Origin of the sequence: Geobacillus zalihae (assembly GCF_030414215.1) — a bacterium.
Classification (GTDB): Bacteria; Bacillota; Bacilli; order Bacillales; family Anoxybacillaceae; genus Geobacillus; species Geobacillus zalihae.
This window is the reverse complement of record NZ_CP129217.1, coordinates 2,870,448-2,891,213: the sequence shown is the minus strand read 5'-3', so window position 1 is coordinate 2,891,213 and position 20,766 is coordinate 2,870,448. Positions and strand designations below refer to the sequence as shown.

The following is a 20,766-nucleotide window of genomic DNA, read 5'->3' as shown; positions in this document are numbered from 1 at the left end:
AAGCCAGCCCCGCGCCGCTACTGCGGCTGCTTCGGGCCGGCTTGTTGTTCGCCGCCGTGTTCATTCGGGTGCGGATCGACCGTATGCTTGTAGGCATACGCTTTGGACGTCGTGACGACCGCCAGCACGAGAACGACAGCGGCGATGATGAGGCAAACGATCAAGGTCCAGTACATCATGACGCCCGCCTTTTTTCTTTTTATTATACCATATCTGGCAGAGCTGGCGTTCATATTTCCGGTGAAATCGGGCAAGCTATCCATCGACACGTTTTCCATGTTTCATCTCTATTTCGCGCAGGAGACTCCCACTCAACGACCAAAGGGAGTAAGTGGGAGAGGAATGCGCGTTCCCCCTTTCTTTTGTGTATGATCGAATAAAGGCGTGGAGAAAACTGTTCAATAAAGGCACTCCACTCACGGCTGCTCGATGGATGGGGTTGGTTGCAGGAAACGTTGCAACCGTAAAACATCGAGCGTAGGTCCGTCTGTTGTGTGTGGAAGCCAAGTACTGCCAACAGACACACCGAGAGAATCGGCAACGATGCAGGCATGACCTGCATCGTTGGGCAGTTGTCAACCTGCCCCTGATGCAACCCCAAGTCAAGGAAGGAGGACGAAGTCCGCTCGCACTTCTGGGGAGTTGCAAGCCCCCACTTCAAGCGTTCGCGAAGTGGGGGTAGTTGACCAACAAGCCAGCTGGGTACAAGAACCATAAGGAGGAGTGAGAGGATGACAACTCGACTGATCGATCTTGTCAACAAGCAAATCGCCAACTGGACTGTGTTGTACGTGAAATTGCACAACTATCATTGGTATGTCACCGGGCCGCAGTTTTTCACGCTGCATGAAAAATTCGAAGAGTTGTACAACGAAGCCGCGACCCACATTGACGCACTGGCCGAGCGGCTGTTGGCCTTGGGTGGCAAGCCTGTGGCGACGATGAAAGACTGCCTCAAGCAGGCGTCCGTCAAAGAAGCAGCCGGGACGGAAACGGCGGAGCAAATGGTCGCTTCGATTGTCGGCGACTTTGAAACGATGATCGGCGAATTGAAAGAAGGCATGCAGCTGGCGGATGAAGTGAACGATGAAACGACGGGGGATATGCTGCTTGGCATTCATCGCAGCTTGGAAAAACACGTCTGGATGTTGAAATCGTTCTTAGGACGATAAGAAGAGGAGGCTGTCCTCAGGCCGGGGGACGGCCTTTTGCTTTGTCCTTTCTTTGTCGAAAAAGGGCGATTTTTTAGGGAATGCGCCGCGCCGCGTTCTCCCCTCCGGGCATACGATAGTTACGCGTATCCTATGTTCAAGGAGGGGGGAGCGTGAACAAGCCGATCCCGATGGTTGCCGTGTCGCTGTTCGGTTCGTTTCTGTCGCTGTTTGTCGGCAGCGTGGACTCATTTGTCGTGATTTTGCTTGCTTTGGTCATTGTCGACTACCTTACCGGCATTGCCGCCAGCGCGGTCGAAGGCAAGCTGTCAAGTCAAGTCGGCTTTCGCGGCATCATCCGCAAACTGTTGATTTTCGTTCTGGTGGCGGCGTCGCATCTCGTCGATTTGGCCATTGGATGGAACATGCATGTCATCCGCGATGCGATCATTTTTTTCTATATCGCCAATGAGTTTATCTCGATTGTGGAAAACGCCGGCCGGGCGGGCGTTCCGATCCCGTCCGTGCTGCGCAAGGCGATCGAGCTGTTGAAAGATGAAATAAAATAAGCATATTTTTCCCCGATTGCCCCACACTAAGCAAAAAGAGCAAAAGAAGGAGTGGATGAAGGTGGCAGATGAACAAAAAAAGACGTATTACGTCTCAATGGCGCACGGGGAAATTTCCCAGTTGAAAACGGCATCGCCGTGGGACTTTCAAATTGAGGCGACCGACGAGGAAATCGCACGCCTGCGCGAGTATTTTGACCAAAACTACTCCACCGACTGGCAGGCGTTTTGGCGCACCCATGTGCCGTACATCCAATACCACTATGATCGGGAAAACGATGCGTACGACCGGACGATGGTCGACATTTACAAAATGATTTATGAGCTCGGCAACGACGAAGCGAAAGCGCACATCCGCTCGATGGGCATTCTCCCGGACGAAAAAGAAGAGTAAACGCCGCGAGTCGAGCGGCGTTTTTCTGTATAATGGGGAGAGGAAAGGGGAGAGTCCGATGCATGAATTTCGCGATTATTACGGACATCGCGTTCGGCTGGCCTTTGCGGATCATCCGTTTTCCCCCTCCCCCGGGCATGTATGGGTCATTTGCCGCTATGGCGGGCGATGGCTGTTGACGGATCATCCGCGCCGCGGCCTTGAGTTTCCCGGCGGCAAGGTGGAAGAAGGGGAAACAGCGGCGGAAGCCGCGGTCCGCGAAGTGATGGAAGAAACGGGGGGAATCGTCGGCCGGCTCGAATACATCGGCCAATATAAAGTGGAGCCGGATATCGTGAAAAACATTTATTTTGCCGACATCGCTGCGCTCGTCGAGCGGGGGTCGTATTTGGAAACGAACGGCCCGGTGCTGCTTGAGGCGCTGCCGGATGACATCCGCACGGATGAACGGTTCAGCTATATCATGAAAGACGATGTCCTTTCGCTTTCGCTTGCCGAGTTGAAACAGCGCGGACTGATCAGCCGAGGGGAAAGAAGCGGAGAACGGTGATGATTTTAGACGGCTTTTGTTGGTCATCCGGTTCCATGAAGGAAGAAGCCAAGGGGGGATGGGCGGATGCCGGCCCGACGTCAGGAATGAAAAGAGACGCCCGTCGATCGTTTACGAACGTCTCTTAACGACGGCTGCCCCATTTTTTCTCGACGATGGCAACAAGTTGGTACATAACAGTCGACAACAAAGCGACAATGAGCAGGCTCATCAATACGAGCGTGAAGTTGAACACTTGGAAGCCGTAAATGATTAAATACCCAAGCCCTTGCTTGGAGACGAGAAACTCTCCGGTGATGACACCGACCCAAGCGAGGCCGACGTTCACTTTCAACGTCGAAATGATCGCCGGGAACGACGCCGGCAGCACCGCCTCTTTAAAGCATTGGTAGCGGGTGGCGCCGAACGTCCGCAGCACTTTCAAATAGTTCGGGTCAACTTCTTGGAACGCCGAATAGACGACAATCGTCGTGATGATGATGGAAATGACGACGCCCATGGCGATGATGGACGTAAATCCCGGTCCGAGAGCGACGATCAAAATCGGCCCGAGGGCGACTTTTGGCATGGCGTTGAAGACGACCAAATACGGATCGAGCGTTTTCGCCAGGCGCGGAAACCACCAAAGGACCGCGCCGATGAGCGCCCCGCCGGCGGTACCGATAAGAAAGCCGAGCAACGTTTCAAACAATGTCGCCCACGTGTGGACAAACAGCGAATGATCGCCAAGTTTTTCGCCAAACAGCTTGGCGATGGCGGACGGCGAACTGAATAGGAGCGGATCGACCCAATGGAAGCGGCTCGCCGCTTCCCAGACGGCGAAAAAGGCGACAAGCAGCGCCGTCTGCCAAAGGCGGATCACCCGCCGCTCTTTGCGCAATGCGGCGAGGTATTCACGGTGCAGCGATTCGATGCGATCATGGAGCGGCTTCAAGGTCCTCCATCTCCTTCCAAATGGATTGGAACAATGGCGAAAACGCCGGATGCTGGCGGGCGGCAAGCGGCGGGCGGCCGCGCAGTTCATCCGGGATGACAAACGTCCGCACAAGGCGCCCAGGGCGCGGTGAAAACAAGAAAATGCGGTCGCTCATGGCGATGGCTTCTTCGATGTCATGGGTGACCAAGACGGCTGTTTTTTCGTATTGCCGCAGCGTCGCCCAGACGAGCTCTTCCAATTTCAGCTTCGTCTGCTGGTCGAGGGCGGAAAACGGCTCGTCGAGCAACAACAGTTTCGGATCAGTCGCGAGCGTGCGCACAAGCGCCGCGCGCTGGCGCATGCCGCCGGACAGCTGGCTCGGGTAATACGACTCGACGCCGCCAAGGCCGATCTCAGCGAGCAGGGCGAGCGCCCGCTTTTTCGTTTCCGGCGTCAACGTTCCCGTGATGTGGGGTCCGAGCAAAATGTTTTCCTCGATCGTTTTCCAAGGGAATAGGTAGTCTTGCTGAAGCATGTAGCCGACCGCACGCCGCGCCGTTTGGGCGTCCGATCCGCCCGACCAGAGCGGTTCGCCTTCTATGAGCACCGCCCCTTCCGTTGGTTCGATCAATCCGGCGATGATCGAAAGCAGCGTCGTTTTGCCGCAGCCGCTAGGGCCGAGAAAGGAGACGAACTCCCCTTTCTCGACGGACAGCGACACATCATCGAGTGCAGTGACAGCGGTCGTTTTTGTCAAATACGTGTGCGAGAGGCGGTCGATGACAAGAAACATTTCGTTCACCCGCTTTCGTCACTTGTTCATCGCGCTTTTGGCAAACGACGAATCAACAAGCGTGTCAACGTGGATGCGCTTCGGCAGCTCGCCGGCTTCGGCCATAATGTCTTGCAAGTGGTTCCATTCTTCTTCATCCAAAATCGGATCGGTCGCGTAGGTCCCTTGGCTTTTGTACCGGTCGACGACTTTTTCGATCAAAGCCAAATCGGTGTCTTTGAAATACGGCTGAATAGCTTTCGCGATCTCGGCGGCGTTGTGCGATTCGACCCATTGCTGCGCTTTGTAGATCGCGCGCGTAAATTTTTCAATGACGTCTTTGTTCGCTTTGATGTAGCTTCGTTTCGCCATATACGACGTGTACGGCACGCGCCCGGATTCGGTGCCGAATGAAGCGACGATATAGCCTTTTCCTTCTTGTTCAAAAATGCTCGCCGTCGGTTCAAACAGCTGGACGAAATCGCCCGTCCCGCTCGCAAAGGCGTTGGCGATATTGGCGAAATCAACGTTTTGGATCAGCTTCAAATCTTGATGCGGGTCAATGCCGTGTTTTTTCAGCACAAACTCGCCGACCATTTGCGGCATGCCGCCTTTCCGTTGGCCGAGGAACGTGCTTCCTTTCAGCATCTCCCATGTAAAGTGGTCGATTTTCTCGCGGGAAACAAGAAACGTCCCGTCGGTTTGCGTGAGCTGCGCGAAATTGATGACCGGATCGTCCGTCCCTTGCGCATAGACATAAATGGATGTTTCCGAGCCGACAAGGGCGATGTCCGCGCCGCCGGAAAGCAGCGTCGTCATCGTTTTGTCGCCGCCCCATGTCGTCGTCAGTTCGACATCCAGCCCCTCTTCTTGAAAGAAGCCTTTTGCCAGGGCGACGTACTGCGGCGCGTAAAAAATCGAGTGCGTCACTTCGGCGAGCCGCACTTTTTTGAGCGGCTTTTCGCTTTGGCCCCCGTCATTCGTGCAGGCGGAAAGCGGCAAAAGCAAGAGAAGCGAGCATAACCATACGGCCCATTTTTTCATGTTCGTTAACCCCCTTGGTTCGCATGCGGTAAACCGTGGTTTCACCTTATCGTATGCACGCAGCAAAAATGTGTGAATGCCTAGAAAAAATGGGCGGTCAGCCGAGAACGGGCGGCGGTCGGGACGCTCCTCGCGCTCCAGGGCTTTTTCAAGATGACGCTCGGCCAAGGGGAGGCATGCAAGAGCGGCGAGGCAGTCGGACATCCCCACTTGTCCTAATGAAAGAAGGCGTTGGGGGATGATGACGGGTGGTTCGCATCATCTGTTTTCGCATAGGAAGGAGGCAGGCGTATGGACGGGGACATCATCGACCAATACCGGTTTCCGTCGCCGCATCCGGGAATCGATGTGTTCTTTGTCACCTATATGTCCCAAGGGCTGAAGGTGAAAGGATTTTTAGCGGCGCCGAAACAAAATAAGGTGTATGACGGCTTCTTGTATTTGCGCGGCGGGATTAAAAATGTGGGGCAGGTGCGAGTGCCGCGCCTTGTCCAATTCGCTTCGCAAGGGTTTGTCGTCTTCGCTCCGCTTTACCGCGGCAATGGGGGCGGAGAAGGAAACGAAGATTTCGCCGGCGACGACCGTTATGACGCGCTCGCTGGGTTTTATCTCCTTCGCCGCCATCCGCTCGTCCATCCCGGGCGCGTTCACATGTTCGGCTTCTCCCGCGGCGGGGCGATGGCGCTCCATGCCGCCCTAATGGCCGAGGGGGTCTGTTCGGTGGCGGTCTGGGGAGGGGTGGCGGATCTGGAGCTTACGTATTGGGAGCGGCCTGACTTGCGGCGAATGATGAAGCGCGTCATCGGCGGGACGCCGAACAAATGCCCGGAGCGCTACCGGCATCGAACCCCGCTTTATTATCTCGAGCGGCTCCAAGCCCCGGTGCTCATCATCCACGGCGGGCGCGATGAGAACGTATCGATTGAGCACGCCTATCGGCTTGAGCGGCGGCTGAAGCAGCTCGGCAAACCGGTCACGGCTTGGTACTTCCCTGAGTTCACCCACTATTTTCCGCCGCAAGCCAATCGCGAGACGGTGCAAAGGCTCACGGAATGGATGAAACAACAGCTGACAATGTGATACGATACAACTAGAGGGGCGGCTGCGCGCGCCGCTCGGGTGGCGGCGCGGCCGCCAACGAATCGATGGGGTGCCAAGGAGGTTGGAATCATATGGGCATGCCGATGGAGCTGCAGACGGTCATTGTGACAAAAGGAAAGGAACAGCGCGTTCAAGGAAATGTGTTTGTGTTGGAAAAAGAAGGATACCGCTTGTATCCGCTTGACGTGCCGCTTGAAGTGCGCCGGACGGTGCAAAGCGAAGCGAGCGGCGTTGCGGTCGTGAGAAAGCTTGAGTGGAAAGACAGCCGGACGACGGTGACGTATGAGCTCGTCAGCCTGTATTCGACGAATTGAACGAGGCTGCACACCACGAAGCGGCTGAATGAGAGCTGAACGGGTTCATCGGACAGGAGCGCAAACGGAAGAACGGTTTGCGCTCTTGGCTCAAGTTTTTTCCGTCTATAGTTAACTTGTGGCGTCAGGCCGATTCAGACAAGCATAAAAATAGCCTTTGCTTGAGGACTTCCTGTGCGACGTTTGATCATACCATAAAAAAAGTAGGGGGGAGGAGAAGGAGTTTGGCCGCGGAGAGCGAATATCATACGATGAATTCGATGCCGCAAGGAGGGAAAACGTGGCGAAAAAGCGAATCGATCACGACCGGTTGTTCAAGGAGCTGCTGTCGACGTTTTTCGAAGACTTTTTGCTTCTTTTCTTTCCTGACGTGTACGAGCACATCGACGTCCATCATCTTTCCTTTCTCTCCGAAGAGCTGTTCACCGACGTGACAGCTGGGGAAAAGCACCGCGTCGACTTGTTGGTCGAAACAAAGGTAAGAGGGGAGGACGGGCTCGTCATCGTTCACGTCGAACATCAAAGCTATAAGCAGCGGACGTTCCCCGAGCGAATGTTCCTCTACTTCAGCCGCTTGTTTCAAAAACACCGCCGCCGCATCCTCCCGATCGCCATTTTCAGCTACGACGAACGCCGCGACGAACCTTCCTCATTGATGATTCAATTTCCATTTTTGATGGTTCTTGACTTCCGCTTTCTGACGGTGGAACTGCGCAAACTGCCGTGGCGCGAGTACATCCGCCGTGACAATCCGGTTGCCGCCGCCTTGTTAAGCAAAATGGGGTATAATGAAAGCGAGAAGGTGGAAGTGAAAAAGGAGTTTTTGCGCATCCTAGTCCGCCTCGAGCTCGATGAGGCGAAGCAGCGGCTGTTGTTTGGGTTTTTTGAAACGTATTTGCGGTTGTCCGAAGCGGAGGAAATCCAACTGCGAAACGAGGTGAGCCAAATGGAGACGAAGGAAGCGAAACAAGTGATGGAGCTCATCATCTCATACGAACAGCGGGGAATCGAGAAAGGCATTCAACAAGGAGTCAAACAAGGAATCGAACAAGGGTTGAAACAAGGAATAAAGCAAGGGATGAAGCAAGGGATTGAACAGGGACGCCAAAAAGGGATCGAGGAAGGGAAAATCGACATCGCGAAGAAAATGTTGGCGAAAGGGTACGATGTCGACACGATCCACGAGCTGACCGGGTTGCCGGCGGAAAAGATTGAACAGCTGAAGAAGTAAACCCGCCTTCGCATTGTCGTCGACCCCCAATCGTGCCAAAACCCCGGGGGATCGACGACAATCATTTTATGCGTTCGAACCTTACGGCCATCGAGGGTAAAGTCTATTGACAGAATTTGTCGGTGACGTTCATCGTCCCGATTGGCGTTTTGATTCTAATGTTGAAAAGGCAGGAGCGCAAACAATCCTTCGGTTTGCACTCTGCCATATGATGAAGCAAGACTGATTCCTTTGCTTTGTTCTGAAATAAAGTGATCATTTACAGAGGGAGCTCACAAAATAGTTCCCGTGATTTCTCCTCCTCAATCCTCTCTTTGATCATCGAAACGATTGGTGATGGAATCGTAAACACGAACCAAAAGCCAGCTCTTCAGTTTTTGATAAAACGCGCTCTTTGTCGCGCCCCCAAGCAAGGGGGCGAAGGAAAGCGGATGGATTTTCAACAATTTCCTAAAGGCGAATGGATATACTGAAGCAATGGAAGCCTCCCCCTTATTCTTGTGCAGAGTCTATTTTTTATTACCACAACTTCCCTTGTTTGTCAAGGATTTGTTCGGCATCGGAATGAAAAAATCCTCCCGATTTTCGTGGGAAGGAGGCGAAATGGGAGGCCCAAAGCAACGGAAAGAAATAAAAAACAGCCGGACAGGGAATACCCTGTCCGGCCGTGTTCTTGTTACACGAGCGGTCCGCCGAGTTTTTCGATGGACGGATCGATGTGGGCGAATTTTTGGAAGTTGGCGCGGAATTTTTGCGCCAGCTCTTTTGCTTTTTGTTCGTATGCTTGTTTGTCGGCCCATGTGTTTTGCGGCTGCAGGACGTCATCCGGCACGCCGGGGACGCGGGTTGGGATGGCGAGGCCGAAAATCGGATCTTTGACTGTTTCGACGTTGTCGAGCTCCCCTTCGACGGCGGCTTGCACCATCGCCCGGGTGTAGGCGAGCTTCATGCGGCTGCCGACGCCGTACGCCCCCCCTGTCCAACCGGTGTTGACCAAAAAGACGCGGACGTTGTGTTCGGCGATTTTTTGCCCGAGCATTTCCGCGTATTCGACGGCCGGGCGCGGCAAAAACGGTGCGCCAAAGCACGTTGAGAACGTTGCTTCCGGTTCGGTGACGCCGCGTTCGGTGCCGGCGAGCTTGCTTGTGTAGCCGCTTAAGAAATGGTACATCGCTTGTTCGCGCGTCAGCTTGCTGATCGGCGGCAGGACGCCGAACGCATCAGCCGTCAAAAACACGATCGTGGACGGATGGCCGGCGACGCTCGGGTCGATGATGTTTTGGATCGCCTGAAGCGGGTAGGCGGCGCGCGTGTTTTCCGTCAGCGTGCCGTCGTCGTAATTCGGCACCCGCGTCGCGTCATCGAGGACGACGTTTTCGAGCACCGCGCCGAAGCCGATGGCGTCAAAAATTTGCGGCTCTTTCTCGCGCGATAGGTTGATGCATTTCGCATAGCAGCCGCCTTCGATGTTGAAAATACCGCGGCTTGACCAGCCGTGTTCATCATCGCCGATCAAGCGGCGGTTCGGGTCGGTCGAGAGCGTCGTTTTTCCCGTTCCCGACAAGCCGAAAAAGAGGGCGACGTCGCCTTCCTGGCCGACGTTGGCCGAGCAGTGCATCGGCAGGATGCCTTGTTCCGGCAGCAAATAGTTCATCACCGAGAAAATCGATTTTTTCATTTCGCCGGCATACTCGGTGCCGCCGATCAACACGGTGCGCCGTTCAAACGAGATGATGATGAACGCTTCCGAGCGCGTGCCGTCGACTTTCGGGTCGGCTTTAAAGTTCGGCGCGCAAATGACGGTGAATTGCGGCTCATGCACGGCGAGCTCTTCGGCGTTCGGCCGAATGAACAGCTGATGGACGAACAAGTTGTGCCAGGCGAATTCGTTGACGACTTGAATCGGCAGCCGGTATTTCGGATCGGCGCCGGCAAAGCCTTTAAACACGAACAGTTCATCTTTCTTCATTAAATAGTCGAGCACTTTGTCGTACAGTTTATCAAACGTCTCCGGAGACATCGGCTGGTTGACCGCTCCCCAGTCGATCGTTTGCTTCGTTGACGGTTCTTCGACGATGTATTTGTCTTTCGGCGACCGCCCTGTGTACTTGCCGGTCGTGACCGCGACGGCTCCGGTGTGCGTCAGCCGTCCTTCGTTCCGCTGCAGGACTTTCTCGACGAGCTCGGCGACGGACAGTTGATGATGCACGTACGGTTTTTGCAGCAATACATCAAGCTTATTCGTCATGTTTGCGATCCCCATATTCAAAACCTGCCTTCTTTTTGAAATCACTCTTGAAAATAGTATAACACATTTTTATTAATAGTCCATACTAATTGTGTGGGTTTTTCAAACTTTATTTTGCCCAATGTGTCGATTTCCTTGAGGAAAGAATTTTCTCGGCTGGAAATGATAAAAAATGAATTTTGATAGTTGACTTTGCCGATTCCATTGCGATAAGATAAGTCATTGAACGGATACTCTTATCCCGAGCCGGTGGAGGGACAGGCCCGATGAAGCCCAGCAACCGTCACAACTGTACATGTGTGAAATGGTGCTAACCTGTGGCAAGGCGCAGTCCTTGAACGATAAGAGTGAAAGGAAGCAATACGATTGCCATGACCTTTCCTCAGCCGTTACAGGAAAGGTTTTTTATATTGCGAAGGGAAAAAGGGAAATGAGTTCCGTGTTGCCACATTATGCCAAGAGGAGGAAACAAACCGAATGTCAGCCAAACGCCGCTTGTTTACTTCAGAGTCTGTGACGGAAGGACATCCGGATAAAATTTGCGACCAAATTTCTGACGCCATTTTGGATGCCATTTTGGAAAAAGATCCGAACGCCCGCGTCGCCTGCGAAACGAGCGTCACGACCGGGCTGGTGCTCGTGAGCGGGGAAATCACGACATCAACATACGTGGACATTCCGCGCATCGTCCGCGATACGGTCCGGGAGATCGGCTACACGCGCGCCAAATACGGATTTGACGCCGATACGTGCGCGGTGCTGACGTCGATTGACGAACAATCGCCGGACATTGCGATGGGGGTGAACCGGGCGCTTGAGGCGCGCGAAGGTCAGATGACTGACGAGGAAATTGAAGCGATTGGCGCCGGCGACCAAGGATTGATGTTTGGGTTCGCCTGCAATGAGACGGAAGAATTGATGCCGTTGCCGATTTCGCTTGCGCACCGCTTGGCGCGCCGATTGGCGGAAGTGCGCAAAACGGATGTCTTGCCGTACTTGCGGCCGGACGGGAAAACGCAAGTGACGATCGAATACGATGAAAACGGCAAACCGGTGCGCGTCGATACGATCGTCGTTTCCGCGCAGCACCATCCGGAAATTACGCAAGAGCAAATCGAGCGCGACATTAAAGAACAGGTCATCAAGCCGGTCGTGCCCGCAGAGCTGCTTGATGAGAACACGAAATACTTCATCAACCCGACAGGACGGTTTGTCATCGGCGGTCCGCAAGGGGATGCTGGGTTGACGGGGCGCAAAATCATCGTCGATACGTACGGCGGCTACGCCCGCCACGGCGGCGGCGCGTTCTCGGGCAAAGATCCGACGAAAGTCGACCGCTCGGCGGCGTATGCGGCCCGCTATGTCGCGAAAAACATCGTCGCGGCAGGACTGGCCGACAAATGCGAAGTGCAGCTTGCCTACGCGATCGGCGTCGCCCGCCCAGTTTCGATTTCGATCGATACGTTCGGCACCGGCAAAGTGTCGGAAGACATTTTGATTGAGGTCGTGCGCAACAACTTCGATCTCCGCCCGGCGGGCATCATCAAAATGCTCGACCTTCGCCGCCCGATTTACAAACAGACGGCTGCTTACGGCCATTTTGGGCGTACGGACATCGACCTGCCGTGGGAGCGCACCGACAAAGCCGCCTTGTTGAAAGAACAAGCGCTGGCGTTGGCGGACAAGTGATGAAAGAAAAAGAGCTGCCTGATCACGGCAGCTCTTTTTTGTTGGCGCACGATGTCCGCTGTTGCTGCAGCGCTTTGTAATACTGCCCTTTCTCGACATATTCGCGGCGTATGCGCTCCATTTCACGGATGTCGTCTTCCGTCAGTTCGCGGACGACTTTCGCCGGCCGGCCGAGGGCGAGCGTGTTGGGCGGAATTTTTTTGCCCGGCGGCACTAAACTGCCGGCGCCGATAAACGCGCCTTCCCCGATTTCCGCGCGGTCCAAAATGATCGAGCCCATGCCGATGAGCGCGTTTTTGCGAACGATGGCGCTGTGCAAAATGACTTGATGGCCGACTGTTACACCGTCTTCAATGATAAGCGGATTGTTTGGACTTTGATGCAAAATTGAGTTATCTTGAATATTGACCCGGTTGCCAATCACCGTTGGCGCCACATCGCCGCGAATGACGGTATTGAACCAAATGCTCGTCTCTTCGCCGATCACGACATCGCCGGTGATCGTCACATAGTCGGCGATAAAGGCGGAGGCGGCAATTTGCGGCGTTTTGCCTTTGTATGGGTAAATCATGGGCGTTCGTTCCTTTCTGCTGCAAAATCGATCGTTCACCATGTATTGTACAACGCTGCGTCCAAATCGCCAACGAAAGTGAGCGCGCCTGATCGGGATTGGTGAAAAACGTTTCGTTTCGCCCGATGAGTGGTTGGGATCGGGAAAGAAGATCCGATTTCACAAAGCTTCTCAACGTGAGAAGAACCGTTGTTGAGCGGTTTTTTCATTCCATCGCCAACCCTTTTATGGTTTGCCCCGGCCGCATTGATGGCAATACTGGAAGACGAGATCGCAGGCTGTTCAGACGCGAAACGATTTTGGTTGCTGATAAGATGGAAATGCTAGGAGACGAGACCATGGTGTTTGCACCTGAGGTGAGCCGATTGAACATTCCGAAAAACCCCATCGCCTTGATGAAAATGGTGTATCGTGACGTGCTTCCGCTTGTCCACCGCGAGCTTGCCTATTGGCGGCGCCAGGCCGAGCGCATTCCCGACCCGGAATTGCGGCGCCAGGCCTTGGCGAGCATCGCTTCGAAAACGTTCCATTGCGAAGGCGGCTCCATTTTGGCGCTCTTGGCCGGAGAAAACATGGAGGATTGCATCCGCTTTATCGTGGCTTACCAGACGATCAGCGATTATTTGGATAATTTGTGCGACCGCAGCACTTCGCTCGATCCGCTCGACTTTCGCGCCTTGCACGATTCGATGCCGGACGCTTTGACGATCGGCGCGGAGCCGTCGAACTATTACCGCCATCGCCGCGAACAGGAAGACGGCGGCTATTTGCCGGCGCTCGTCCGCACGTGCCAAGAGGTGCTCGAGACGGTGCGCCATTATGAGACGATCGCCCCATTTTTGCATGAATTGGCCGGATATTATTGCGACTTGCAAGTGCATAAACATGTCGAAGCGAGCGATCGGGTGCCGCGGCTGGAGAAATGGTTCGCGCAATACAAAGACGCCTTGCCGCCGATGGAATGGTATGAGTTTTCCGCCTGCTCCGGTTCGACGCTCGGCATTTTCTGCCTCGTCGCCTATGCGTTTGGCGAATCGCTGCCGCCGGAGATGGCGAGACAAGTGCGCGACGGTTATTTTCCGTACATTCAAGGACTGCACATTTTGCTTGACTATTTGATCGACCAGGAGGAAGACCGGGACGGCGGCGATTTAAACTTTTGCTTTTACTATCCGAATGAAACGGTGATGCTTGAGCGGCTTTGCCATTTCATCGAAGAGGCCGACCGCCATGTCGGCGCCCTTCCGCACGGCGAGTTTCACCGCCTTATTCACCGAGGGCTTCTTGGGTTGTATTTGTCGGATGCCAAGGTGAAAAAGCAGCGCGGGCTGCGCCGGCTGGCGCGCCGGCTCGTCCGCGCCGGCGGGGCGGCGTCGCAGTTTTTCTATTGGAACGGAAAAGCATACCGCTTTTGGCAGGAGCGGCAAAAACGGCTGTTCTTTTCATAAGGGCGGCCGTTTGCTTGTATTGGCAAGAGCAGTGGTTCGTCGGCGGATCGGACGGAATCAGGCGCCCCCATCCGCCCGATTCTCGAGCGCGAGCAAAAACGGCGGGTTGTTTTGCCGATTGATGAATTCGTATTTCAAGGCATGGACGCGCCGTTGATCAAGAGAACGGACGTAATCAAGGAGCGCGTCGCGTTCGCGCTTTCCTTCCGGATGGCCGTGGTAGACGACAAGAACGATGACGCCGCCCGGCTTCATGACGGAAAGCAACTGGCGGACCGCTTCGATCGTCGATTCCGGCTGGGTGACGATTTGCTTATTGCCGCCCGGCAAATAGCCGAGGTTGAACACCGCGCCGGCGATGCGCCCGTGTACATCGGCGGGAAGCGCCTCAAGCAGTTCACTATGGCTTCGCTCGAACAACGTCGCCCGCCCGCATAGCCCATGTTCCGCGAGGCGGGCGGAAGCGGCGGTGATGGCCTCAGGCTGAATGTCAAAGCCGAACACATGGCCTGTCTCCCCGACGCGTTCGGCCAAATACACGGTGTCGTGCCCGTTGCCGACGGTCGCGTCGACGGCGATGTCGCCTTCGTTGACCGCTTGATCAAGCAAAAAGCGGGCAAACGGCAAAATGTTCATCAAAGCCATCGGTTGGCCCCTCCTTGTGATCGTTTCATCGTTTACGTTGGCAGGCGTGTCGCTGCGCCAAAGATGCCGGATGCCATCGTTTTTCCCTAAAAGACTGGTGATTTAGTGAAAAGTCGCGGAAAACGGACTTTCTTCTCAAATGGGGAAGTCCTGTAACATCAACGCTTCTCTTTCAGCCGAAAACAGCGGGTTCGGCGAAATCGGTCGTTTTTCACCAGTCCTCTAAAGCCTCGCCATCCTCTGCGCCGACGTGACAGAAAACCTTGAGCTGACCGACATCGGCCTGATTGAGCTGAACGAAGATCCCCACGTCGGCATTGTAACAAAAACTTCATGGAAAATCGACCGCTGCCAATCATTGGCGTGATACGGCCGGCCTATGCGGCGCATAGTAAACATGAGGGAATATCACGAAACGAGGTGAGCGCATGGCGACAAGACAATCCGTTGAGGAATTTTTGCAGCGGTGTGAAGATGTGATCCGCTACGCGAAAGAGCAATATACGGAAGCGCAAAAGCAGGAGCATTACAACATCACCGAATACACCAACGCCCAGCAGATGCTCGAGCAGACGGTCATCGATTTGGCGCACTTGGCGCGAAGCTGCAACGCCCAGCAGCGCGAGCAGCTGCATCGGATGCGGCTCCAACTGGAGCAATTGCAAAACGACATGATTTTGCTTGACCGCTGAAACGAGGAGGAACACGACATGAAGCGACGCTTGAAACAAACGAATCCGGAACAAAAAACACCTAGCGGCCAAAACAATAACGATCTTGAGCTTGGTCAAGACTTTGACCCGGTGAAGCTGGCGAAAAAGCAATACGAGGAAACGGGCGGCCAACCGATCCGCTCCAAGCAGCGGAACGGGTGACGACAAGCCAAAGGGGCGGAAGCCGCTCCAACTTGTTCTTCTTTTCGCGCAGGAGCCCCGCTTCAAAAGCCATTGTTTCCGTGGGGAGTTAGTTTGGCAAAAAAGTGGCGGACGCATCGGAACGCTCCGCCTTTTTGATTGCATTTTTTCCTGTTTTCCCCTACAATTATTTCGGAACTCAAAATAAAAGCCAGAAAAGGATGATGACCGATGCCCCGCGCTCTTTGGTGGCTGCTTGTCGGCATGGCGCTCAATGTGACAGGGGCGTCGTTTCTATGGCCGCTAAACACGATCTATTTGCACGAACAGCTCGGCCAGCCGCTCGCTGTCGCTGGTGTCGTGCTCATGCTCAACTCTGGGGGAAGCGTCATCGGCAGCTTGGCCGGCGGCTTTTTGTTTGACCGGATCGGCGGGTTTCGCGTTTTGTTGGCCGGAGCGATGTTGACGATAGCCGCGCTCGGCGGCTTAAGCGTTTGGCACGGTTGGCCGCATTATGCGGTGTTTTTGGCGTTTGTCGGCGTTGGCAGTGGCGTCGTCTTTCCGGCCGCGTCGGCGTACGCCGGGGCGATTTGGCCGGAAGGGGGGCGGCGGGCGTTCAACGCCTTGTATGTCGCGCAAAACATCGGCGTCGCCGTCGGGTCGGCGCTTGGCGGGCTTGTCGCTTCATATTCGTTCTCGCTCGTTTTTTTCGCCAATCTTTTGTTGTATGCCGCGTTTTTGTTTACGGTTGTGGCCGGGCTGCGCCGCGTTCCGCTCTTGCCGCCGCCGAGAAAGAAACGATCCGGAGAAGCGGAAAGAGCGCCATCCCGCGCCGCGGGCTGGGCGCTTGCCCTCCTTTGCGCCGGCTATGGACTGTGTTGGTTGAGCTATGTCCAATGGTCGACGACGATCGCCGCCTATACGCGCGAGCTCGGGATACCGGTCGGGCAGTACAGTTTGCTTTGGACGATCAACGGCGCGTTGATCGTCTTGGCCCAGCCGCTGTTGTCAGCGGTCATCCGCCGCTTCATGCCGACGTTGAAGCGGCAAATCGTGATCGGTTTTCTGATTTTCGCCGTTTCGTTTGCCATGCTGTTGGGGGCGCATTCGTTTGCAGAGTTTGCCGCGTCCATGATGGTGCTCACGATCGCCGAGATGATCGTCTGGCCGGCGATTCCGGCCGCGGTGAACGAATGGGCGCCGCCGGGGAAGGCCGGGTTTTACCAAGGAATCGTCAACGGAACGGCCACGGCCGGACGGATGATCGGACCGGTCATCGGCGGCTCGGTCGCCGATCTGTTTGGAATGAAGCTGCTCATCATGATGTTAGCATTGTTTGCCTTATTGGCGGTGCTGGCCGCGCTTTTGCATGATCGTCGGCTCCCGAAGCGGACGGAGAACGCGGATGAAAAAACCGCGGCTTCCGTATAGATTTCGGCTTGCAATTGATCGACAAATTTTTTAAAATAATAATAAATTTGTCATTCTGTCCACTCATCGCTCGATTCATCCTATTTCGCGCAGGAGACTCCCACTTCAACGACCAAAGGGAGTAAGTGGGAGAGGAATGTGCGTTCCCCCTTTCTTTTGTGTATGATAGAATAAAGACGTGGAGAAAACTGTTAAATAAAGGCACTCCAATAACGGCTGCTCGATGGATGGAGTTGGTTGCAGGAAACGTTGCAACCGTAAAACATGAGCGTAGGTCTGTCTGTTGTGTGTGGAAGCCAAGTACTGCCAACAGACACACCGAGAGAATCGGTAACGATGCAGGCATGACCTGCGTCGTTGGGTAGTCGTCAACCTGCCCCCTGATGCAACCCCAAGTCAAGGAAGGAGGACGAAGTCCGTTTGCACTTCTGGGGAGTTGCAAGCCCCCACTTCAAGCGTTAGCGAAGTGGGGGTAGTTGACGTGCGAATAAGGCGAATAACGGTGAAGAGGAGCAGTAGCGGGCCCGACGGACGGCAGAGAGTTGACGGATGGTGCGAGTCAACCGAAGTCGGCTCGTGAACTCGCCTCGGAGTTGCCGGCGTGAACGGTCATCGACAGCGCCGGCCGTCCATCCGCGTTAAGGAAGAAAGCGGGTGCGCCGTTTGGCGCGCCAAAAAGGGTGGTACCGCGGGAAGCGCGCCTCTCGTCCCTTTGCTGTGGGGATGGGGGGGTTTTTTTGTACATATTTTCGTCAATGATGCAAGTAGAACTTGATAGGAGGAGTGCTGCGATGAGCTTCAACCACCGCGAAATTGAACAAAAATGGCAGGACTATTGGGAGAAAAACAAAACGTTCCGCACGTCCGATGATGACGACAAGCCGAAGTTTTACGTTCTCGACATGTTCCCGTATCCATCCGGCGCCGGCTTGCACGTCGGCCATCCGGAAGGATATACGGCGACCGATATTTTGGCGCGCATGAAGCGGATGCAAGGGTACAACGTCCTTCACCCGATGGGCTGGGACGCGTTCGGGCTGCCGGCCGAGCAATATGCGCTCGATACCGGCAACGACCCGGCGGAGTTTACGCAAAAAAACATCGACAATTTCCGCCGGCAAATCAAATCGCTTGGCTTTTCGTACGACTGGGACCGGGAGATCAATACGACCGACCCGAACTATTACAAATGGACGCAATGGATTTTCTTGAAGCTGTATGAAAAAGGGCTCGCCTACATGGATGAAGTGCCGGTCAACTGGTGCCCGGCGCTCGGCACGGTGCTGGCGAACGAAGAGGTGATCAACGGCCGGAGCGAGCGCGGCGGGCATCCGGTCATCCGCAAGCCGATGCGGCAATGGATGCTGAAAATCACCGCCTATGCCGACCGCTTGCTTGAAGATTTGGAAGAGCTCGACTGGCCGGAAAGCATTAAGGAGATGCAGCGCAACTGGATTGGCCGTTCGGAAGGAGCGGAAATCGAGTTCGCCGTCGACGGCCATGACGAAACATTCACCGTGTTCACGACGCGTCCGGATACGCTGTTTGGCGCGACGTACACCGTCTTGGCGCCGGAGCATCCGCTCGTTGAAAAAATCACGACGCCGGAGCAAAAGCCAGCCGTTGACGCCTACTTAAAGGAAATTCAAAGCAAAAGCGACCTTGAGCGCACCGATTTGGCGAAAGAAAAAACGGGCGTGTTCACCGGCGCGTACGCCATTCACCCGGTCACCGGCGATCGGCTTCCGATTTGGATCGCCGACTACGTCTTGATGGGCTACGGCACTGGGGCGATCATGGCCGTGCCGGCGCACGACGAGCGCGACTATGAATTCGCGAAAACATTCCACTTGCCGATCAAAGAAGTCGTTGCCGGCGGGAATATCGAAAAGGAAGCGTACACCGGAGATGGTGAGCATATCAACTCCGAGTTTTTGAACGGCTTGAACAAGCAGGAAGCGATCGACAAAATGATCGCCTGGCTTGAGGAGCACGGCAAAGGGCGGAAAAAAGTGTCGTACCGGCTGCGCGACTGGCTGTTCAGCCGCCAGCGCTACTGGGGCGAGCCGATTCCGATCATCCATTGGGAAGACGGCACGATGACGCCGGTGCCGGAAGAGGAATTGCCGCTTGTGTTGCCGAAAACGGATGAAATTAAACCGTCGGGAACGGGCGAATCGCCGCTCGCCAACATCGAAGAATGGGTCAACGTCGTCGACCCGAAAACCGGCAAAAAAGGGCGGCGTGAAACGAACACGATGCCGCAATGGGCGGGCAGCTGCTGGTATTACTTGCGCTACATCGACCCCCACAACGACAAGCAGCTCGCCGATCCGGAGAAATTGAAAAAATGGCTGCCGGTCGACGTCTACATCGGCGGGGCGGAGCACGCGGTCTTGCATTTGCTGTACGCCCGCTTCTGGCATAAGTTTCTTTATGACCTTGGCATCGTGCCGACGAAAGAACCGTTCCAAAAGCTGTTCAACCAAGGGATGATTTTAGGCGAAAACAATGAAAAAATGAGCAAATCAAAAGGCAACGTCGTCAACCCGGACGACATCATCGAAAGCCATGGCGCCGACACGCTGCGGCTGTATGAAATGTTCATGGGGCCGCTTGAAGCGTCGATCGCCTGGTCGACGAAAGGGCTCGACGGCGCGCGCCGTTTCCTTGACCGCGTCTGGAGGCTCTTTGTCACCGAACATGGCGAACTGAACCCGAACATTGTCGACGAACCGGCGAACGACACGCTCGAGCGCGTCTATCACCAAACGGTGAAAAAAGTGACGGAAGACTATGAAGCATTGCGCTTTAACACTGCCATTTCGCAGCTGATGGTGTTCATCAACGAAGCGTATAAAGCCGAGCAAATGAAAAAAGAATACATGGAAGGGTTTGTCAAACTGTTGTCACCGGTTTGTCCGCACATCGGCGAGGAGCTGTGGCAAAAGCTTGGCCACACGGACACGATCGCCTATGAACCGTGGCCGACGTATGATGAAACGAAGCTTGTCGAGGACGTCGTGGAAATCGTCGTGCAAATCAACGGCAAAGTGCGGTCGCGTTTGCACGTGCCCGTTGACTTGCCAAAAGAAGCGCTCGAGGAGCGGGCGCTCGCCGATGAAAAAATCAAAGAGCAGCTTGAGGGCAAAACGGTGCGCAAAGTGATCGCCGTCCCCGGCAAGCTCGTCAATATCGTCGCCAACTAATGATGAGGGCGGGCTTCGGCCCGCTCCTGATCCACCAACGAAAGGGGTCGATCTGCCATGGAAGAGATCAAGGAAATCACGCCGGCTGAAGTGAAAGAAAAACTCGAACGCGGGGAAAAGCTGAACATTGTCGATGTGCGCGAAGACGAAGAAGTCGCCCTCGGCATGATCCCCGGCGCCAAACATATTAAAATGGGCGACATCCCCGATCGGCTTGAGGAATTCGACCGCAATGAAGAATATATTTTCGTCTGCCGCTCCGGACGGCGGAGCGAAAACGTCTGCCGCTACTTGCAAGAGCTCGGCTATCGCGTCCGCAACATGACGGGCGGCATGCTCGAGTGGGAAGGCGAAACGGCGCCGAAGCAATAAGCGCTTTCGGCTCAAAGAACAGGGCATGGCGGTGGGCCATCATCCAAAGTGATCCCGTTTTTGTCGAGACCAAAACGACCGAACGTGTCAGCGGATGGAACAGCCCCGCTCGGTCAAGAGGAATGGCTTGCTGGCGCCGGCCTTTTCATGCGTCCGGCGGCTTGCGCGTCTTCGGTCGGCGTATAGTGGGGAGTCGGGCGGTTCCGCGTTTCTCAACGGTGAATATTGTTCTTCCCGCACGGTCCAATGGTTGTTTG

Annotated in this window: 21 protein-coding genes, 1 riboswitch and 1 other annotated feature; of the genes, 14 read left to right on the top strand and 7 right to left on the bottom strand. The window is 55.0% G+C overall.

Annotated features, from left to right (window positions below; all coding sequences use genetic code 11):
• Window positions 1-17: 17 nt before the first annotated feature.
• On the bottom strand, window positions 18-179 hold the full coding sequence (gene ytzI / locus QWV57_RS14560; RefSeq protein ID WP_015375668.1) for a YtzI protein: 162 nt from the start codon (window positions 177-179) through the stop codon (window positions 18-20).
• A 552-nt stretch (window positions 180-731) separates the two neighbouring features.
• On the opposite strand from ytzI, the gene QWV57_RS14555 reads away from it, so the two are divergent.
• The 4 genes from QWV57_RS14555 to ytkD all read left to right on the top strand — a co-directional run bounded on the left by QWV57_RS14555 (window position 732) and on the right by ytkD (window position 2,664).
• Window positions 732-1,172 carry a Dps family protein gene (locus tag QWV57_RS14555; RefSeq protein ID WP_011232333.1) on the top strand — a complete coding sequence of 147 codons (441 nt, stop codon included), beginning with the start codon at window positions 732-734 and terminating at the stop codon, window positions 1,170-1,172.
• A gap of 152 nt (window positions 1,173-1,324) precedes the next feature.
• Window positions 1,325-1,720 carry a phage holin family protein gene (locus tag QWV57_RS14550; RefSeq protein WP_013524459.1) on the top strand — a complete coding sequence of 132 codons (396 nt, stop codon included), beginning with the start codon at window positions 1,325-1,327 and terminating at the stop codon, window positions 1,718-1,720.
• 61 nt (window positions 1,721-1,781) lie between these two features.
• Window positions 1,782-2,114, top strand: a complete 333-nt coding sequence (locus QWV57_RS14545; protein WP_041470577.1) for a hypothetical protein — start codon at window positions 1,782-1,784, stop codon at window positions 2,112-2,114.
• A gap of 58 nt (window positions 2,115-2,172) precedes the next feature.
• Window positions 2,173-2,664: an RNA deprotection pyrophosphohydrolase gene (gene ytkD, locus QWV57_RS14540; protein WP_015375666.1), complete on the top strand. Its 492-nt coding sequence runs from the start codon at window positions 2,173-2,175 to the stop codon at window positions 2,662-2,664.
• Window positions 2,665-2,788: 124 nt separating this feature from the next.
• Here ytkD and QWV57_RS14535 read toward each other — a convergent pair whose 3' ends face one another.
• From QWV57_RS14535 to QWV57_RS14525, 3 genes are read right to left on the bottom strand one after another with little or no spacing between them, the layout of a single operon-like run.
• Window positions 2,789-3,598, bottom strand: a complete 810-nt coding sequence (locus QWV57_RS14535; protein WP_020756175.1) for an ABC transporter permease — start codon at window positions 3,596-3,598, stop codon at window positions 2,789-2,791.
• Complete coding sequence (locus QWV57_RS14530; protein ID WP_015375664.1) at window positions 3,582-4,373, bottom strand: ABC transporter ATP-binding protein; 792 nt, start codon at window positions 4,371-4,373, stop codon at window positions 3,582-3,584. The genes QWV57_RS14535 and QWV57_RS14530 overlap by 17 nt, the downstream gene beginning before the upstream one ends.
• Window positions 4,374-4,391: 18 nt before the next feature.
• Entirely contained in the window at window positions 4,392-5,396 is a 1,005-nt protein-coding gene (locus QWV57_RS14525) for an ABC transporter substrate-binding protein (protein ID WP_081212690.1), read from the bottom strand.
• A gap of 291 nt (window positions 5,397-5,687) precedes the next feature.
• On the opposite strand from QWV57_RS14525, the gene QWV57_RS14520 reads away from it, so the two are divergent.
• The 3 genes from QWV57_RS14520 to QWV57_RS14510 all read left to right on the top strand — a co-directional run bounded on the left by QWV57_RS14520 (window position 5,688) and on the right by QWV57_RS14510 (window position 8,042).
• Window positions 5,688-6,476 carry an alpha/beta hydrolase family protein gene (locus tag QWV57_RS14520; RefSeq protein WP_060788433.1) on the top strand — a complete coding sequence of 263 codons (789 nt, stop codon included), beginning with the start codon at window positions 5,688-5,690 and terminating at the stop codon, window positions 6,474-6,476.
• 92 nt (window positions 6,477-6,568) lie between these two features.
• Complete coding sequence (locus tag QWV57_RS14515; RefSeq protein ID WP_015375661.1) at window positions 6,569-6,811, top strand: DUF2584 domain-containing protein; 243 nt, start codon at window positions 6,569-6,571, stop codon at window positions 6,809-6,811.
• 280 nt (window positions 6,812-7,091) lie between these two features.
• Window positions 7,092-8,042 (top strand): Rpn/YhgA-type helix-turn-helix domain-containing protein, encoded by a 951-nt coding sequence (locus tag QWV57_RS14510; RefSeq protein ID WP_301100007.1) that lies wholly within the window; start codon window positions 7,092-7,094, stop codon window positions 8,040-8,042.
• A gap of 676 nt (window positions 8,043-8,718) precedes the next feature.
• Here the strand turns inward: QWV57_RS14510 and pckA are convergent.
• Window positions 8,719-10,305 (bottom strand): phosphoenolpyruvate carboxykinase (ATP), encoded by a 1,587-nt coding sequence (pckA, locus tag QWV57_RS14505; RefSeq protein WP_015375659.1) that lies wholly within the window; start codon window positions 10,303-10,305, stop codon window positions 8,719-8,721.
• Between the two features lie 218 nt (window positions 10,306-10,523).
• Window positions 10,524-10,638: riboswitch (SAM riboswitch) on the top strand.
• 129 nt (window positions 10,639-10,767) lie between these two features.
• Here pckA and metK point away from each other — a divergent pair.
• Window positions 10,768-11,979, top strand: coding sequence for a methionine adenosyltransferase (gene metK, locus QWV57_RS14500; protein WP_014196594.1), 1,212 nt, complete (start codon window positions 10,768-10,770; stop codon window positions 11,977-11,979).
• A gap of 22 nt (window positions 11,980-12,001) precedes the next feature.
• Here the strand turns inward: metK and QWV57_RS14495 are convergent, their stop codons facing one another.
• Window positions 12,002-12,550, bottom strand: coding sequence for a gamma carbonic anhydrase (locus QWV57_RS14495; RefSeq protein ID WP_013144421.1), 549 nt, complete (start codon window positions 12,548-12,550; stop codon window positions 12,002-12,004).
• A gap of 338 nt (window positions 12,551-12,888) precedes the next feature.
• On the opposite strand from QWV57_RS14495, the gene QWV57_RS14490 reads away from it, so the two are divergent.
• Window positions 12,889-13,998, top strand: a complete 1,110-nt coding sequence (locus tag QWV57_RS14490) for a tetraprenyl-beta-curcumene synthase (RefSeq protein ID WP_301100005.1) — start codon at window positions 12,889-12,891, stop codon at window positions 13,996-13,998.
• Between the two features lie 57 nt (window positions 13,999-14,055).
• On the opposite strand, the gene mnmM is transcribed toward QWV57_RS14490, so the two are convergent.
• Window positions 14,056-14,643: a tRNA 5-(aminomethyl)-2-thiouridylate-methyltransferase MnmM gene (mnmM, locus tag QWV57_RS14485; RefSeq protein WP_014196591.1), complete on the bottom strand. Its 588-nt coding sequence runs from the start codon at window positions 14,641-14,643 to the stop codon at window positions 14,056-14,058.
• A gap of 428 nt (window positions 14,644-15,071) precedes the next feature.
• Here mnmM and QWV57_RS14480 point away from each other — a divergent pair, with 428 nt between their 5' ends.
• From QWV57_RS14480 to QWV57_RS14460, 5 genes are all read left to right on the top strand, one after another.
• A complete protein-coding gene (locus tag QWV57_RS14480; protein ID WP_011232317.1) occupies window positions 15,072-15,335 on the top strand; it encodes a YtzC family protein in 264 nt (87 codons plus the stop codon).
• Window positions 15,336-15,353: 18 nt separating this feature from the next.
• Window positions 15,354-15,518 (top strand): hypothetical protein, encoded by a 165-nt coding sequence (locus tag QWV57_RS14475; RefSeq protein ID WP_013144424.1) that lies wholly within the window; start codon window positions 15,354-15,356, stop codon window positions 15,516-15,518.
• A 210-nt stretch (window positions 15,519-15,728) separates the two neighbouring features.
• Window positions 15,729-16,928: an MDR family MFS transporter gene (locus QWV57_RS14470; RefSeq protein ID WP_301099995.1), complete on the top strand. Its 1,200-nt coding sequence runs from the start codon at window positions 15,729-15,731 to the stop codon at window positions 16,926-16,928.
• A 493-nt stretch (window positions 16,929-17,421) separates the two neighbouring features.
• Window positions 17,422-17,643: a binding site (T-box leader), on the top strand.
• A gap of 76 nt (window positions 17,644-17,719) precedes the next feature.
• Window positions 17,720-20,137: a leucine--tRNA ligase gene (gene leuS, locus QWV57_RS14465; RefSeq protein WP_129447144.1), complete on the top strand. Its 2,418-nt coding sequence runs from the start codon at window positions 17,720-17,722 to the stop codon at window positions 20,135-20,137.
• Between the two features lie 57 nt (window positions 20,138-20,194).
• Window positions 20,195-20,509 (top strand): rhodanese-like domain-containing protein, encoded by a 315-nt coding sequence (locus QWV57_RS14460; RefSeq protein ID WP_011232313.1) that lies wholly within the window; start codon window positions 20,195-20,197, stop codon window positions 20,507-20,509.
• Window positions 20,510-20,766: the final 257 nt, after the last annotated feature.